13 protein-coding genes and 1 pseudogene are annotated in these 13387 nt (G+C 68.6%); 7 read left to right on the forward strand and 7 right to left on the reverse strand.

Translation table 11 applies throughout. The features are described from left to right. A pseudogene (locus tag ACNPNP_RS01160) lies at window positions 1–256 on the reverse strand (hypothetical protein); the annotation flags it as partial. Between the two features lie 158 nt (window positions 257–414). Here ACNPNP_RS01160 and ACNPNP_RS01165 point away from each other — a divergent pair. Together ACNPNP_RS01165 and ACNPNP_RS01170 are read left to right on the forward strand one after the other, a co-directional pair. Continuing rightward, complete coding sequence (locus ACNPNP_RS01165) at window positions 415–1635, forward strand: glycosyltransferase (RefSeq protein ID WP_448964499.1); 1221 nt, start codon at window positions 415–417, stop codon at window positions 1633–1635. Between the two features lie 2 nt (window positions 1636–1637). Then, window positions 1638–2855, forward strand: coding sequence for a glycosyltransferase family 4 protein (locus ACNPNP_RS01170; protein ID WP_448964240.1), 1218 nt, complete (start codon window positions 1638–1640; stop codon window positions 2853–2855). 15 nt (window positions 2856–2870) lie between these two features. Here ACNPNP_RS01170 and ACNPNP_RS01175 read toward each other — a convergent pair whose 3' ends face one another. Together ACNPNP_RS01175 and ACNPNP_RS01180 are read right to left on the reverse strand one after the other, a co-directional pair. After that, the gene (locus tag ACNPNP_RS01175; protein WP_448964241.1) at window positions 2871–3440 is read right to left on the reverse strand and encodes a hypothetical protein; all 570 of its coding nucleotides are present in this window, start codon (window positions 3438–3440) and stop codon (window positions 2871–2873) included. A 28-nt stretch (window positions 3441–3468) separates the two neighbouring features. Further along, a complete protein-coding gene (locus ACNPNP_RS01180) occupies window positions 3469–3630 on the reverse strand; it encodes a hypothetical protein (RefSeq protein WP_448964242.1) in 162 nt (53 codons plus the stop codon). Between the two features lie 108 nt (window positions 3631–3738). Between ACNPNP_RS01180 and ACNPNP_RS01185 the strand changes: the two genes are divergently transcribed. After that, window positions 3739–4704, forward strand: a complete 966-nt coding sequence (locus ACNPNP_RS01185) for a GlxA family transcriptional regulator (protein ID WP_448964243.1) — start codon at window positions 3739–3741, stop codon at window positions 4702–4704. A gap of 5 nt (window positions 4705–4709) precedes the next feature. On the opposite strand, the gene ACNPNP_RS01190 is transcribed toward ACNPNP_RS01185, so the two are convergent. Further along, the gene (locus ACNPNP_RS01190; RefSeq protein WP_448964244.1) at window positions 4710–5414 is read right to left on the reverse strand and encodes an NRDE family protein; all 705 of its coding nucleotides are present in this window, start codon (window positions 5412–5414) and stop codon (window positions 4710–4712) included. 49 nt (window positions 5415–5463) lie between these two features. Further along, window positions 5464–6408: an NAD(P)-dependent alcohol dehydrogenase gene (locus ACNPNP_RS01195; protein WP_448964245.1), complete on the reverse strand. Its 945-nt coding sequence runs from the start codon at window positions 6406–6408 to the stop codon at window positions 5464–5466. A gap of 57 nt (window positions 6409–6465) precedes the next feature. Between ACNPNP_RS01195 and ACNPNP_RS01200 the strand changes: the two genes are divergently transcribed. Then, window positions 6466–7092 carry a TetR/AcrR family transcriptional regulator gene (locus ACNPNP_RS01200; RefSeq protein WP_448964246.1) on the forward strand — a complete coding sequence of 209 codons (627 nt, stop codon included), beginning with the start codon at window positions 6466–6468 and terminating at the stop codon, window positions 7090–7092. A 4-nt stretch (window positions 7093–7096) separates the two neighbouring features. On the opposite strand, the gene ACNPNP_RS01205 is transcribed toward ACNPNP_RS01200, so the two are convergent. Next, window positions 7097–8575 (reverse strand): peptide MFS transporter, encoded by a 1479-nt coding sequence (locus ACNPNP_RS01205; protein WP_448964247.1) that lies wholly within the window; start codon window positions 8573–8575, stop codon window positions 7097–7099. A 93-nt stretch (window positions 8576–8668) separates the two neighbouring features. Between ACNPNP_RS01205 and coaBC the strand changes: the two genes are divergently transcribed. The 3 genes from coaBC to ACNPNP_RS01220 all read left to right on the forward strand — a co-directional run bounded on the left by coaBC (window position 8669) and on the right by ACNPNP_RS01220 (window position 12620). Then, window positions 8669–9871: a bifunctional phosphopantothenoylcysteine decarboxylase/phosphopantothenate--cysteine ligase CoaBC gene (gene coaBC / locus ACNPNP_RS01210; protein WP_448964248.1), complete on the forward strand. Its 1203-nt coding sequence runs from the start codon at window positions 8669–8671 to the stop codon at window positions 9869–9871. Between the two features lie 56 nt (window positions 9872–9927). After that, complete coding sequence (locus ACNPNP_RS01215; protein ID WP_448964249.1) at window positions 9928–12078, forward strand: ATP-dependent Clp protease ATP-binding subunit; 2151 nt, start codon at window positions 9928–9930, stop codon at window positions 12076–12078. A 62-nt stretch (window positions 12079–12140) separates the two neighbouring features. After that, window positions 12141–12620 (forward strand): hypothetical protein, encoded by a 480-nt coding sequence (locus tag ACNPNP_RS01220; RefSeq protein ID WP_448964250.1) that lies wholly within the window; start codon window positions 12141–12143, stop codon window positions 12618–12620. On the opposite strand, the gene ACNPNP_RS01225 is transcribed toward ACNPNP_RS01220, so the two are convergent. Next, window positions 12607–13377: an enoyl-CoA hydratase/isomerase family protein gene (locus ACNPNP_RS01225; RefSeq protein WP_448964251.1), complete on the reverse strand. Its 771-nt coding sequence runs from the start codon at window positions 13375–13377 to the stop codon at window positions 12607–12609. The two genes, ACNPNP_RS01220 and ACNPNP_RS01225, sit on opposite strands and share 14 nt — an antisense overlap. Between the last annotated feature and the right edge of the window lie 10 nt (window positions 13378–13387).

Genomic DNA, 13387 nt, shown 5'->3' on the forward strand with positions numbered 1-13387 from the left:
CCCCCCCGAGCTCCGGCTCCGCCTTCCACGTCCACACCAGCACGCGGCCATCCGCGCGCTTCATCATCGCGGGGGCGAGTTGGCTGATCGCCCACGCTCCGATGCGAGTGCCCCGAGCGGGGGTGCCACCGCCAGCCTGCACGGCGTTGCCCATCAGCATCCGCAGTGCGGCCTTGCGGTGCCGACGCCCCTTCCACCCGAACGACTCGGTGACGGGGATCCAGAGCTGCGGGTCTGCGGAGCTGGCGATGCGCATGTCACCACGCTAGAGGATGAGCCTGCGTGAGGGCCTGACTGCGGCTGGCCTCCCGGGTGCCCGCAGGCCGCTCGGGTAGAGTTGCCAGCGCCCTGAACCAGGGCCATCCCCCGACGCGTACCGTAAGGCTGCCATCCGTGACCTCCTCTGACGCTCCGATCGACAAGGTCGTTCCGTCGAGCGCCCCCGAGCCCGCCTCCGCTCCCAGCGATCGTCCGCTGCGCATCCTGATCGGATGCGACACCTTCGCTCCCGACATCAACGGCGCCGCCCGCTTCGCCGAACGGCTGGCGGCGGGGCTCGTACAGCGCGGTCACGACGTGCATGTCGTCGCGCCGAACAGGAAGTACCGTCGGGCGGAGCCGCAGACCGAGGTGATCGAGGGCGAGCCGATGACGCTTCACCGTCTGCCGTCAGTGCGCTGGGCGCCGCACGACTGGTTGCGGTTCGTGTGGCCGTGGCGCGCCAAGCACTACGCCAGAAAGGTGCTCGACCGCGTGCAGCCCGACGTCGTGCACATCCAGTCGCACATCGTGATCGGCCGCGGCCTCTCGCGCATCGCCGCGCAGCGCGGCATCCCGATCATCGCGACCAACCACGTGATGGCCGAGAACATCCTCGATCACACAGCGCTTCCCGAGTTCATCAACCGCCGGGTCATCGACTTCGCGTGGGACGACGCGGAGCGCACGCTCAAGCTCACCAGGGCGGTCACGACGCCGACGCGTCGGGCGGCGGACTTCCTGGAGAAGACGATCGACATCGAAGGCGTCATCCCGATCAGCTGCGGGATCGACCGCACGCAGTACACGCCGGTCGTCGCCCCGCGGGAGAAGAACCGCATCATCTTCGTCGGGCGCCTCACCGCCGAGAAGCAGATCGAAGTCATCCTGCAGGCGATGACGAAGCTCGACCCCGCGCTCGAGACGACGTTCGACATCGTCGGCGGCGGGGATCAGCGCAAGAATCTCGAGCGACTCGCCGGCGAGCTCGGTCTGTCGGACCGGGTCACCTTCCACGGTCGCACCACCGACGCGGAGCTGCGTGCCCTGCTCTCGCGCGCGAGTCTGTTCGTGATCGCGTCGATCGCCGAGCTGCAGTCGATCGCGACCATGGAGGCGATGGCGTCGGCCCTGCCGATCGTCGCCGCGAATGCCGTCGCCCTGCCGCACCTCGTGCACGACGGTGAGAACGGCTACCTGTTCGAACCGGGCGACGCCGACGACCTCGCCGCACGTCTCACGGATGTGCTGACGGCGGAGCCCGCCGAGTACGAGCGGATGCAGCAGGCATCGCTGGACGGTGTCCTCGTGCACGACATCAACCGCACGCTCGACACCTTCGAGGCGCTCTACCGCGACGAACCACTGCCGGCGTAACCATGCACATCGTCTTCTTCGGCGATCAGCACCTCGCTTCGCTCGGCGGTGCGCAGGTGTCGATGCGGCTGCAGAAGCAGTACCTCGAGCTCGCAGGGCACACCGTGACCGTGGTCGCACCGAAGATGCACAACGGCAGCGTCTTCGGGTGGCCGAACCCCTTCGACCTCCCCTCCATACCGATCACGGTCGACCGCGAGTACTCGATGTCGTGGCCCGGCCGGCGCACCGATCGCTTCCTCGATCGGGCGTTCGTCTCACGCCCGCCGGTCGACCTCGTGCACGTGCAGGCTGATTTCTGGGGTGCGTTCATCGGCCATCGGTTCGCCCATCGCCACGGCATCCCTGTGGTGCACACCATGCACAACCGTGTCGACGTCGGCATGGCCGCCGTCACCCCGCTGCACAGGCCGGCGCTGGCGGTGCTCAACCTGTGGCGACGCGCGGCGATGCGAGGGATCGGCCGGACGGTCGACGGCCTGGACGGATGGGCGTTCCTGCGCGGCATCGCGCAAGGATCGGCCGCGGTCACGGCGCCGTCGGGGCACTTCGCTCGACGCCTCGAGGAGCACGGCGTCTTCGAGCGGGTGGACGTGGTGTGGAACGGCATCGACGACGAGCTGCTCGCACGGACGCTCGCGGCGCGCGACACCACGGCTGGCGTGGCGGCTCGCATCTCGGATGATGCCTCGAGCCCTCGGCGCCCACGGTTCGTATGGCTCGGGCGGATGAGCCCGGAGAAGAGGCTGCTGCCTTTCCTCGAGGCCGTTGTCGAGTCACGCGTGGATGCGGACATCGAGGTGATCGGCGGAGGCGGACAGCTGCGCGCCGCCGAGAAGATCGCCCGAGGTCACGACGGCATCCGATTCGCCGGGCGCCTCTCGTATCCCGACACCCTGGCGAGGATCGCTGCGGCGGATGCGGTCGTGCAGACCTCGATCGGTTTCGAGACGCAGGGCATGACGCCGTTCGAAGCGGCGACGCTGGGCACGCCGACTGTCGTCAGCGATCCGGACATCGCCGCTGAACTGCGTGGTGGCCTCTGGGTCGTGCCGGACGCCTCCGTCACGGCGCTCGCGGACACGCTGCAGCGCGCGGCATCCGACATCGTGGCCGGCGACGCGCCGACGCCCGATCCGGATGTTGCAGCGGCATTCCGCCAGTCGTCGCGGACGACCGCGATGATCGAGGTCTACGAACGCGTGCTCGCGCGGCAGTGAGGGCGCACCCTCGCGTCAGAAGTAGAAGATCGAGCTGACCGCGTTGAGGATGAAGGCGAATCCGGCGCCGATGACGCCGGCTCCGCCGAGCCCGGTGGCGATGCCAGCGAGCCCGTGAGGGGCGCCGACCCGACGGAGTCCGACGATGCCGAAGATGAGCGCTGCCAGTGAGGCGAGGAAGGCGACCACCGAGAAGCCCCCGCTGACGAGACCGATCAGTGCGTAGTCCGCCGAGCGGATCATGATCTGGACGATCACGTTCGACAGCAGGCCGACGGCGAGTCCGATGAGGCCGATGATGAATCCGATCCGTCCCGGGGCGTTGGACGAGGCCGGAGAGGACGCGCCGGCATGACCGGGCTGTGCGTACTGCGTCTGCCCGTACTGCGCCTGGGCGTACTGGGGCTGCGTGTACTGGGGCTGCGCCTGATGGGGCTGCGCCTGCTGCTGCGGTGCGCCGCCGCCCTGGTAGTACTGATGCGCTGTCGGGGCCGGCTGCGCCGGCTGCGGAGGATAGGTCGGCTGAGGCGGCTGACCCGCGTTCGAGGCGTACGGCGGAACCGGGCTCTGCTGCGGATCGCTCATGCCGTTGAGCATATCCGCGGCTCGCGCTTCAGCGGTAGATCGGCGCCGATTCCGCGTTCCGTGCGGTGTCGCGCTCCGCGACGCGCGTCCAATCCGTCGCGATAGGCCGGAAGCCGTCGCGGCCCAGTTCGACGAGCGTCGCGATGACGCCGGCGAGGGCGAGCGTTGCGAGAAGGATGATGATGACCATGGCAGAAATGCTATGCATGGCGTTTTCTTGCCACGAGTGGCAGAATCGACATAGATCATCGGATAACTGCCAACCTGGTGATCGCCAGTGATCGACCGGAAGGACGCCATGAAGACCGTCGCATGCATCGTTCAGGACGGGTTCGCCCCCTTCGAGTTCGGGGTCGCCTGTGAGGCATTCGGCCTCGACCGCTCGGATGACGGGGTGCCGAACTTCGACTTCCGCGTCGTCACCGCCGACCCCGGCGAAGTGGCCTCGAAGATCGGCTTCTCGATCAACGTCGAACACGACCTCTCGTTCGCCTACGAGGCCGATCTCGTGGTGGTCTCACCGATCCCGCGCAGATGGTGGGGAGCCACCGATCCCCGCGTCCTCGATGTCGTACGCGACGCCGAGGCCAGGGGCGCCTGGCTGCTCAGCATCTGCAGCGGGTCGTTCATCCTCGCGCAGGCGGGCGTGCTCGACGGACGCCGCGCGACGACGCACTGGATGTACGCGCATGAGATGACGGCGATGTTCCCGCAGATCGACGTCGATCCCGACGTCCTTTTCGTTCAGGACGGCCGGATCATCACGAGCGCAGGCACCGCTGCCGGTCTCGACGCCTGCCTGTACCTCCTCCGGCAGGAGATCGGCGCGGAGCTCACGAACCGCGTCGCTCGCCGCATGGTCGTACCGCCGCAGCGCGACGGTGGGCAGGCGCAGTACATCGACCGGCCGCTGCCGGCCGCGCAGACCGACTCGCTCGTCGCGGTCACGGACTGGGCCGTCGAGAATCTCCGCGAGGAGCTGACCGTGGATCAGCTCGCCTCACGCGCGCACATGTCGCCGCGCACCTTCGCCAGGCGTTTCAAGGCCGAGCATGGCGCGACGCCGGCGGCATGGCTGGCCAGGCAGCGCATCATCCACGCGCAGCGACTGCTGGAGCGCTCAGATCTGGGGCTCGACGCGATCGCCATGGAGTGCGGCTTCGGTTCTGCCGCGGTACTGCGGCAGAACTTCGCGCGGGTGCTGGCGACGACGCCGACGGCCTACCGCGCGAAGTTCGCATCGGTCGAGGAGTCTGCCGCCTGATGCGCTCAGTGCTCGGCGAGCGACCAGTGTCCTGGTGCGGGCAGGGTCGTCTGACGCACGTCGAGTGACGCGTGGCCGACGGCCGCGACGCAGTACAGCAGCGACTGCGTCGGGTATCCGTGCGGGCGGTTGTCGCGGATGATGGCCGCGTCATCGGTGGGGTCGAGAGCAGTGGATGCGGCGAGCAGCTCGATCCATTCGTGATCCCATCGGTCAGTGGTCGCCGCATGGGCTCTGAACTCCGGCAGCCACCTGGCGATCCGGGCCGTGGCGGGATCGTCGAGACCGTCGTGCGCGATCATGTGCACGCCGGTCGGAACGGGGGTCTCGGTCAGATCCGCGCCGTCCCACGACAGAACGCGCGCGGCATCCGGTCCGACCTCCAGCAGATTGAAGCCGTGCATCGGAAGCGGAGCGATCGGCGATCGACCGGCGACCGACTCGAGGGCCAGGCTGCCCCGGCTGGCCACCTGATCCTCCGGCAGATCGAGCACGTCGGCCCGGTTGAGCAGCACAGCGAGGCGCCGACTGCTCCGGTCCGCCGCGAGCCAGGCGCCGCCCGCACGGCGATCACGGATGCCGGTCACCCCTGGATACTGCTCGGGCCACCACTCTCCGAGGGAGTCCCAGGCGCGCTGCGGATCCTCATCGCGGACAGCGAGAACTCTCGACCCTCCCGGCTCGGCGACATCGATCACGACGGTGCACACGGAGCCCAGTCTAGGTCTGGCCGCACAGAGGGTACGCGCACCCGACGGGTCAGATCGTGATCACGATCTTGCCGCGGACGCCCCCGTCCTCCAGGGCGCGATGGGCGCCGGCGATGTCGGACAGGGGGAACACGCGGTCGACCTGCGGACGGATCGCACCTGACGAGACCCATCGGCCCAGCTCGGTGAACAGCGGTGTCCGCGGATCGCCGCTGAAGAAGCGCGTCCACCGCGTGCGACGCAGCGAGTTCGCGGCGGTGTACCCGAGCGACCGAAAGGGGTGCGTGAGATCGAACGCGATGGCGACCATGCGACCGCCGGGAGCGAGCAGGCGGCGGAATGCGGGCAGATCGGTGCCGACGGTGTCGAGCACGACGTCGAACTGCCCGAGTTCGCCGGGAAGGCGGTAGTCGATCGCCTCATCCGCTCCCAGTTCCCGCACGAGATCGAGGTTGCGCGCGCTCGCCAATCCGGTCACGTGCGCGCCCATCGCCTTGCCGAGCTGGACGGCGACGTATCCGACCCCGCCCGTCGCGCCGCGCACCAGAAGGCGCTCGCCGGGGGCCAGCGCGGCCTTGTCGCGGAGCGCGGTGATCGCGGTCGTACCGGCAGGCAGCGCGGCGGCCTGCACGGCATCCAGACCTTCCGGCACCAGGCCGAGGCGATCGGGTCGGACTGCCGCGTACTCCGCCGCGGTGGCCAGCGGCATCCCTCCGATGCCCCAGACCAGGTCGCCGACCGAGAAGCGGGAGGCGCCGGGGTCGACCACCTCGCCGACCAGGTCGAGACCGACCTGCTTGGGGAACCGATTGCCGCTGAACGGACGGAGGCGTCCTGCGCGCATCGCCAGTTCGCCGCCGTTGACCGACAGCGCACGCACTCGGACCAGGACGTGCCCCGGCTTCACGCGGGGCAGCGGCCCTGTCACTTCGCGGAGCACGTCCGCGGATCCGTAGCGGTCGTAGCTGGCCATGCGCATGGTCTCTGAGGTCATTCCTCCTGTCTAACATCCGAAACGGAACGACCACTCCGTTTCGTTTAAAGTGAGAGCATGACGACGAAATCGACTCGGTTGCGGACGGATGCCGCCGCGAATCGCTCGCAACTGCTCGACGTCGCGCGGCAGACCTTCAGAGAGGACGGTCTGGGTGTGTCGATGAGCGAGATCGCGCGCCGCGCGCGCCTCGGTGTCGCCACGTTGTATCGGCATTTCCCATCGAAGGGCGATCTCGTCGCCGAGGCGTTCGCCGACCCGATGGGGGAGTGCGCGGACATGCTCGACGATGCGCTCGCCGATCCCGACCCCTGGCACGCGTTCTCCCGTGTCATCGAAGAGGTGTGCGAGATGCAGGCGCACGACAGGGGATTCTCGGCCGCGCTCGTGTCGGCGCTTCCTGGAACGTCGGACTTCGGTGCGCTTCGGGAGCATGCCGAGACGACCTTCGCCGAGCTGGCCCGCCGTGCGAAGGCATCCGGTGATCTCAGAGACGACTTCTCGACGTCGGATCTGATGCTGATCCTGCTGGCGAACTCCGGGGTGCGTGCCGGTGCGGGAGACGCCGCGCCGGCCGCATCCCGTCGGCTCACCGGCTATCTGCTGCAGTCCTTCCGCGCGAGCGCGGAGGACGTTCCCCTCCCGCCGCAGGTGCCGCTCCCGCTCGACGTGTCGGCACTCTGAGTGGCTACCGCACGCCCTTCATGAGGCGCAGCACCGGCTTGACCGCGAGCAGCATCGCCACGCCCACCGCCGCTGCGATGAGGCCGAGCACGAGGAAATACGGCACCTCGTTCGCCGGGTCGTAGAACACGGCGAGCTGTCCGGCCAATGCCGTGCCGAGCGACACGGACAGGAAGAACAGGGCGACCATCTGCGTGTGGAACGCCTTCGGCGCGAGCTTCGTCGTCACGGACAACCCGACGGGCGAGAGCAGCAGCTCGGCCACGGTGAAGGCGAACAGGATGCCGATGATCGCGAGCAACGGAGTGGAGTTCTCGCCGCCTCCGGCGAAGGGCAGGAACAGCAGGAACGCGCCACCCATCACGATCGCGCCGAGGCCGAACTTCACCGGCGTCGACGGCTGCCGCGTGCCGAGGCGCGTCCACAGCCAGGCGAAGACGCCGGACAGCACGATGATGAACACCGGGTTGATCGACTGCACCCACGAGACCGGCATCTCCCAGCCGAACAGGTCGCGGTTCAGGCGCTTGTCCGAGTACACGGTGAGCACCGTGAACTGCTGCTGGTACAGCGACCAGAACGCCACCGAGGTCAGGAACAGCGGCACGAACGCCCACACGCGGCTGCGCTCCTCCGAGGTGACCTTGCGGCTGCCGAGGATCACGGCGAAGTACGCGATCGTCGCGGCGATGACCGTGATGATGACCACCAGCGCGAGGTTGTCCGCACGAATCACCCCTGTCAGCACGAGCACGACGATGACGACCACGGCCGCCGCCGCGATGCCGCCGACGAGCGGGTAACCGCGGCGCGGAAGGGGGTTCGAGACCCTCCGGGCCTCATCGGGAAGGCCCCGACGACCGAACGAGTACTGCACGAGACCCGCGATCATCCCGACGGCGGCGAGTCCGAAGCCCCAGTGGAATCCGGCCGTGGACTGCAGCAGCCCCGTGAGGATCGGGCCGAGGAACGCCCCGAGATTGATGCCGAGGTAGAACAGCGAGAAGCCGCCGTCGCGCCGCGTGTCGTCGGCGGAGTAGAGCGTGCCGACGACGGATGTCGCGGTCGCCTTCAGCCCGCCTGATCCGATCGCGACGAGGACCAGGCCGACGCCGACCCCGACGAATCCGGGGAGCAGCGCCAGTGCGAGATGGCCTGCGACGATGACGATCGCGCTGAAGAAGAGCACGCGTTCCGCACCGAGCAGGCGATCGGCGACCCATGCGCCGAGGATCGTGGAGAGGTAGACCGCGCCGCCGTAGGCGCCGACGATGCCCGCGGCCACCGCCTCCGGCATGCCCAACCCGCCCTCGGTGGCCGAGTAGTACAGGTAGATGAGCAGGATGCCCTGCATGCCGTAGAAGCTGAACCGCTCCCACATCTCCACGCCGAAGATGTGCGCGAGCGCGCGCGGGTGGCCGAAGAAGCCCCTGTCCGCGGATCCGGCGTCGGGCGTCGTGGAAGCAGGAGGAGAAGTGCTCATATCCCGTCACGTTACGCCTCCACGCTGCGGCCGTCGATCCACGGCGGGCGACCCGTCCGCCCCGGCAGGGTCGACACAGGGCAGAATCGAAGCATGAACATCGTCGTCGGAGTCACGGGCGGCATCGCCGCGTACAAGACGGTCAATCTGGTGCGACTGCTGATCAAGGCGGGTCACGAAGTGACGGTGATCCCCACGGAGGATGCACTGCGCTTCGTCGGGGCGCCGACGTGGGAGGCGATCAGCCGCAATCCCGTCACGACGAGCGTGCACGATGACGTGGCGAAGGTGCGCCACGTCGCACTGGGGCAGGCGGCGGAGCTGGTGATCGTCGCACCGGCCACCGCGAACACGATCGCGAAGATGACCGCGGGGCTCGCCGACGATCTGCTCGGCACGACGCTGCTGGCGACGACGGCTCCCGTGGCGATCGCGCCCGCGATGCACACCGAGATGTGGCGGCATCCGGCCACCCAGGCCAACATCCAGACGCTGCGCGGGCGCGGGGTCAGCATCCTCGGCCCCGGCGACGGAGAGCTGACCGGCGGTGATTCCGGTCCGGGCCGGATGCTCGAGCCGGAGGAGGTCGTCGATTCGGCCCTCGCACTGCTCGCGCCGCAGGATCTCGCCGGAACCCGCGTGGCCATCTCGGCCGGCGGCACGCGCGAGCCCATCGACCCGGTGCGGTTCCTCGGCAACCGCTCGAGCGGGCGGCAGGGCGTCGCGCTGGCAGCCGAGGCCGCGGCCCGCGGCGCCGACGTCGAGCTGGTCGCCGCGAACATCACCGCCGATGTGCTCGCCGAAGCGCGGCATCCGCGCATCGCGGTGCACTCGGTCGGCACCGCCGCGCAACTGGGCGAGGCGATGACGGATGCCGCGGCATCCGCCCATGTCGTGATCATGGCTGCCGCGGTCGCCGACTACCGGCCCGCCGAGCCGTCGGATCAGAAGCTCACCAAGGAGTCCGGCCTGCTCGACCGCGTCGAACTCGTCGAGAACGCCGACATCGTCGCCGGGCTCGCCGCGTCGCGTCCGCAGGGGCAGACGGTCGTGGCCTTCGCGGCGGAGACGCTGTCGGACGCGGAGCAGCGCCGCGAGCGCGCACGTCGCAAGCGAGAGCGCAAGGGCGTCGACCTGCTCGCGGTGAACCTCGCGGATGCGGAGCACGGCTTCGAGAAGGCCGAGAACGCCATCGAGATCATCGGAGAGGGCGGTGCGGTCATCGCGACGGCCGAGGGCTCCAAGCGCCACGTCGCCCGCGCGCTCTGGGACGCCGTGCAGAAGACGCGCAGTTGAGGTAAAGTTGAGTCATCACCACTCAACTTTGAAGAGGAGCCGTCCAGGAGGACACGATGACCAACCCCGCACAGTCGCAGCAAGACGACCAGCAGTCCGCCCTCGAGCAGTTCGGCATCAACCTGACCGATCGCGCACGTCAGGGAAAGCTCGATCCGGTGATCGGGCGCGACAGCGAGATCAGGCGCGTCAGTCAGGTGCTCACCCGCCGCACGAAGAACAATCCCGTGCTGATCGGTGAACCGGGCGTCGGCAAGACGGCGGTCGTCGAGGGATTGGCGCAGCGGATCGTCGCGGGAGACGTCGCGGAGTCGCTCAAGGACAAAGAGCTCATCACGCTCGACATCTCAGCCCTTGTCGCCGGCGCCATGTACCGCGGCCAGTTCGAGGAGCGCCTGAAGCAGGTTCTCAAGGAGATCACCGAGTCCGACGGCCAGGTCATCACGTTCATCGACGAGCTGCACACGCTCATGGGCGCCGGCGGGGGCGAGGGGTCGGTCGCGGCATCCAACATGCTCAAGCCCATGCTCGCCCGCGGTGAGCTGCGGCTGATCGGCGCGACGACCCTGAACGAGTACCGCGAGTTCATCGAGAAGGATGCCGCGCTCGAGCGCCGCTTCCAGCAGGTCTACGTGGGCGAGCCCACGGTCGAGGACACCATCGCGATCCTCCGAGGACTCAAGGAGCGCTACGAGGCGCACCACAAGGTCGCGATCTCCGACAGTGCGCTCGTCGCCGCCGCATCGCTCTCCAATCGGTACATCCCCTCACGTCAGCTGCCGGACAAGGCGATCGACCTGATCGACGAGGCCGCGTCCCGCCTGCGCATGGAGATCGACTCGGCCCCGGTCGAGATCGATGAGCTGCGCCGCCACGTCGATCGGCTCAAGCTCGAAGAGCTCGCCCTGAAGAAGGAGAAGGACGCCGCCTCGAAGGAGCGCCTCGCGGCCCTGCGCGAAGACCTCGCGGCAGAGCAGTCCCGTCTCGGCGAGTTGCAGGAGCGGTGGGAGCGCGAACGCGCATCGCTGAACAAGGTCGGAGACCTCAAGACCCGACTGGATGCCGCGCGCAGCGACGCCGAACGTGCGCAGCGCGAGGGCAACCTCGAGAAGGCGTCGCGGCTGCTGTACGCCGAGATCCCCGCGCTGGAGCGCGAGCTGATCGCGGCGGAGCAGTCCGAGGAGTCGGAGGACGGCGAAGGCCGCATGGTCAATGAGCAGGTCACGGAGGAGGACATCGCCGGTGTGATCGCGGCGTGGACCGGCATCCCCGTGGGGCGGCTGCTGCAGGGCGAGACCGAGAAGCTGCTGCACCTGGAGTCCGAGCTCGGCAAGCGCCTGATCGGGCAGAAGGACGCCGTGCAGGCGGTGTCGGATGCTGTGCGCCGCTCACGCGCGGGCATCAGCGACCCCGGTCGCCCGACCGGATCGTTCCTGTTCCTCGGCCCGACCGGTGTGGGAAAGACCGAGCTCGCCAAGGCGCTCGCCGAGTTCCTGTTCGACGACGAGCACGCCATGGTGCGCATCGACATGTCGGAGTACGGCGAGAAGCACACCGTCTCGCGGCTCGTCGGTGCCCCTCCGGGCTATGTCGGGTACGAGCAGGGTGGTCAGCTCACCGAGGCCGTCCGCCGCCGCCCGTACAGCGTCGTGCTGCTGGACGAGATCGAGAAGGCGCATCCGGAGGTCTTCGACGTGCTGCTGCAGGTCATGGACGACGGTCGCCTGACCGATGGACAGGGGCGCACGGTCGACTTCTCGAACGTGATCATGATCCTCACCTCGAACCTCGGCTCGCCGATCCTCATCGATCCGACGCTGTCGCTCGACGACAAGCGCGAGGGCGTCATGACGCTCGTGCGTCAGTCGTTCAAGCCCGAGTTCGTGAACCGTCTCGACGACATCGTGATCTTCCAGGCGCTCACGGAGGACGACCTCGCGCAGATCGTGGAACTCGCGATCGATCAGCTGCACACGCGGTTGCGCGAGCGCAGGCTCACCCTCGCGGTCACGCCCGATGCGCGGTCGTGGCTCGCGGAGCGGGGATACGACCCGGTGTACGGGGCGCGTCCGCTGCGCAGGCTCATCACGAACGAGGTGCAGAACAAGCTGGCTACGGCGCTGCTCTCGGGAGGCGTGCGCGACGGGGACACCGTGCGTGTCGATGTCGCGGCGGACGGCTCCGGCCTGGTGCTGACCTCGGCGTAGGCCGCCCCGCCTGGCGATGGTGGCCCGGAGGAGCGACACTCCGGGACGGTAGGGTCGACCGTATGAGGCTCTCCGGTCGGTTCGTCCGTGTCTTCCAATGGATCGCCCCTGTGCTGCTGACGGGGCTCGTGGTGTTCGGGCGCGGTCTGTTCGGCGCACCGATGGGATGGATGACGCTCATCGGCATGTTCGCCGGTCCTGTCGTGGCGATCGCGATGTACATCGCGCCGATCATCGTGCTCTTCGACCGCGATGCGAAGGCGGCCCGCAGCACCAGGGTGTTCTACAACATCGCCAGCGCGGTGACCTGGATCGCGCTGCTCGTGATGATGTTCACGCTCGAAGACGGTGGCGACACGCCTCCGTTCGGCTCTGTGATCTCTACCTGGGGGTGGACGAGCAGCACGGCGTCATCGAACATCTTCGCCGTGGCGCTGATCATCGGGTTCCTCGGATGGGTCGCGACGATCACGACCGCGATCATCGGTGTCGTGCTGTCGCGCACCCCCGGCCGGGTTCCGCTCGCGCCTACTTTCCCGTGAACTCCGCCTTGCGCTTCTGCTGGAACGCCGCGAAGCCCTCGCGGTAGTCGGACGTGTCGCGCAGCGACGATTGGTTCGCGTTCTCCTCCGCGACGGCATCCCACAGCGCGAGGCGCTCGTCGCGCAGCCTGGCGACCAGGCGCTTGCTGGCGAGGAAAGCCTGCGTTGCGCCGGCGGCGGCCGCGGATGCTGCGGCAACGGTCGCCGCGATCACTTCGGCGGCCGGCAGCACCTGTGAGAACAGGCCGGACTGTACGGCTTCGCTGCCGCTCATCAGACGCCCTGTGTAGACGAGGTCGAGCGTCTTGTGCGCGCCGAGGCGCTCGTAGAACAGTGCGTGCCCGCCGGAGTCGAGCGTCGCACCGAGTGCGGCGAACGGCGAGCCGATCTTCGCGGTGTCGGCGACGTACACGACGTCCGTGGCGATCAGCAGACCGAGCCCGACGCCGAGGCACGCGCCGTGCGCTGCTGCGAACGTGGGCGCGGGAAAGACCGACATCTTCTGCAGCAGCGGGGTGACGACGCCCGCCAGGTACCCGGTCACATCATCCGTGGCAGGATCCACATCGGCGATGTCGCGCCCGGCGCAGAACCCGGCACCCTCACCGCGGAGCACGAGAGCGCGCACGCCAGCGGCCTCGGCCGCGTCATACGCGTCGCCGAGCTCCGTCAGTGCCTGCACGTCGAGCGCATTGCGCTTGTGCGGAGCGTTCAGGACCACGTGGGCGACGTCGTCGGTGATGGCCAGGTCGATCATGTTCGCTCCT

This window comes from Microbacterium xerophyticum, from assembly GCF_053543555.1.

Excerpts from the sequence above, each read along its gene's own strand:
- ACNPNP_RS01225 (WP_448964251.1), bottom strand. The coding sequence starts at position 13,377 with ATGATCGACCTGGCCATCACCGACGACGTCGCCCACGTGGTCCTGAAC.
- ACNPNP_RS01195 (WP_448964245.1), bottom strand. The coding sequence starts at position 6,408 with ATGACCTCAGAGACCATGCGCATGGCCAGCTACGACCGCTACGGATCC.
- ACNPNP_RS01175 (WP_448964241.1), bottom strand. The coding sequence starts at position 3,440 with ATGAGCGATCCGCAGCAGAGCCCGGTTCCGCCGTACGCCTCGAACGCG.
- ACNPNP_RS01185 (WP_448964243.1), top strand. The coding sequence starts at position 3,739 with ATGAAGACCGTCGCATGCATCGTTCAGGACGGGTTCGCCCCCTTCGAG.
- ACNPNP_RS01180 (WP_448964242.1), bottom strand. The coding sequence starts at position 3,630 with ATGGTCATCATCATCCTTCTCGCAACGCTCGCCCTCGCCGGCGTCATC.
- coaBC (WP_448964248.1), top strand. The coding sequence starts at position 8,669 with ATGAACATCGTCGTCGGAGTCACGGGCGGCATCGCCGCGTACAAGACG.
- ACNPNP_RS01220 (WP_448964250.1), top strand. The coding sequence starts at position 12,141 with ATGAGGCTCTCCGGTCGGTTCGTCCGTGTCTTCCAATGGATCGCCCCT.
- ACNPNP_RS01215 (WP_448964249.1), top strand. The coding sequence starts at position 9,928 with ATGACCAACCCCGCACAGTCGCAGCAAGACGACCAGCAGTCCGCCCTC.
- ACNPNP_RS01200 (WP_448964246.1), top strand. The coding sequence starts at position 6,466 with ATGACGACGAAATCGACTCGGTTGCGGACGGATGCCGCCGCGAATCGC.
- ACNPNP_RS01170 (WP_448964240.1), top strand. The coding sequence starts at position 1,638 with ATGCACATCGTCTTCTTCGGCGATCAGCACCTCGCTTCGCTCGGCGGT.
- ACNPNP_RS01205 (WP_448964247.1), bottom strand. The coding sequence starts at position 8,575 with ATGAGCACTTCTCCTCCTGCTTCCACGACGCCCGACGCCGGATCCGCG.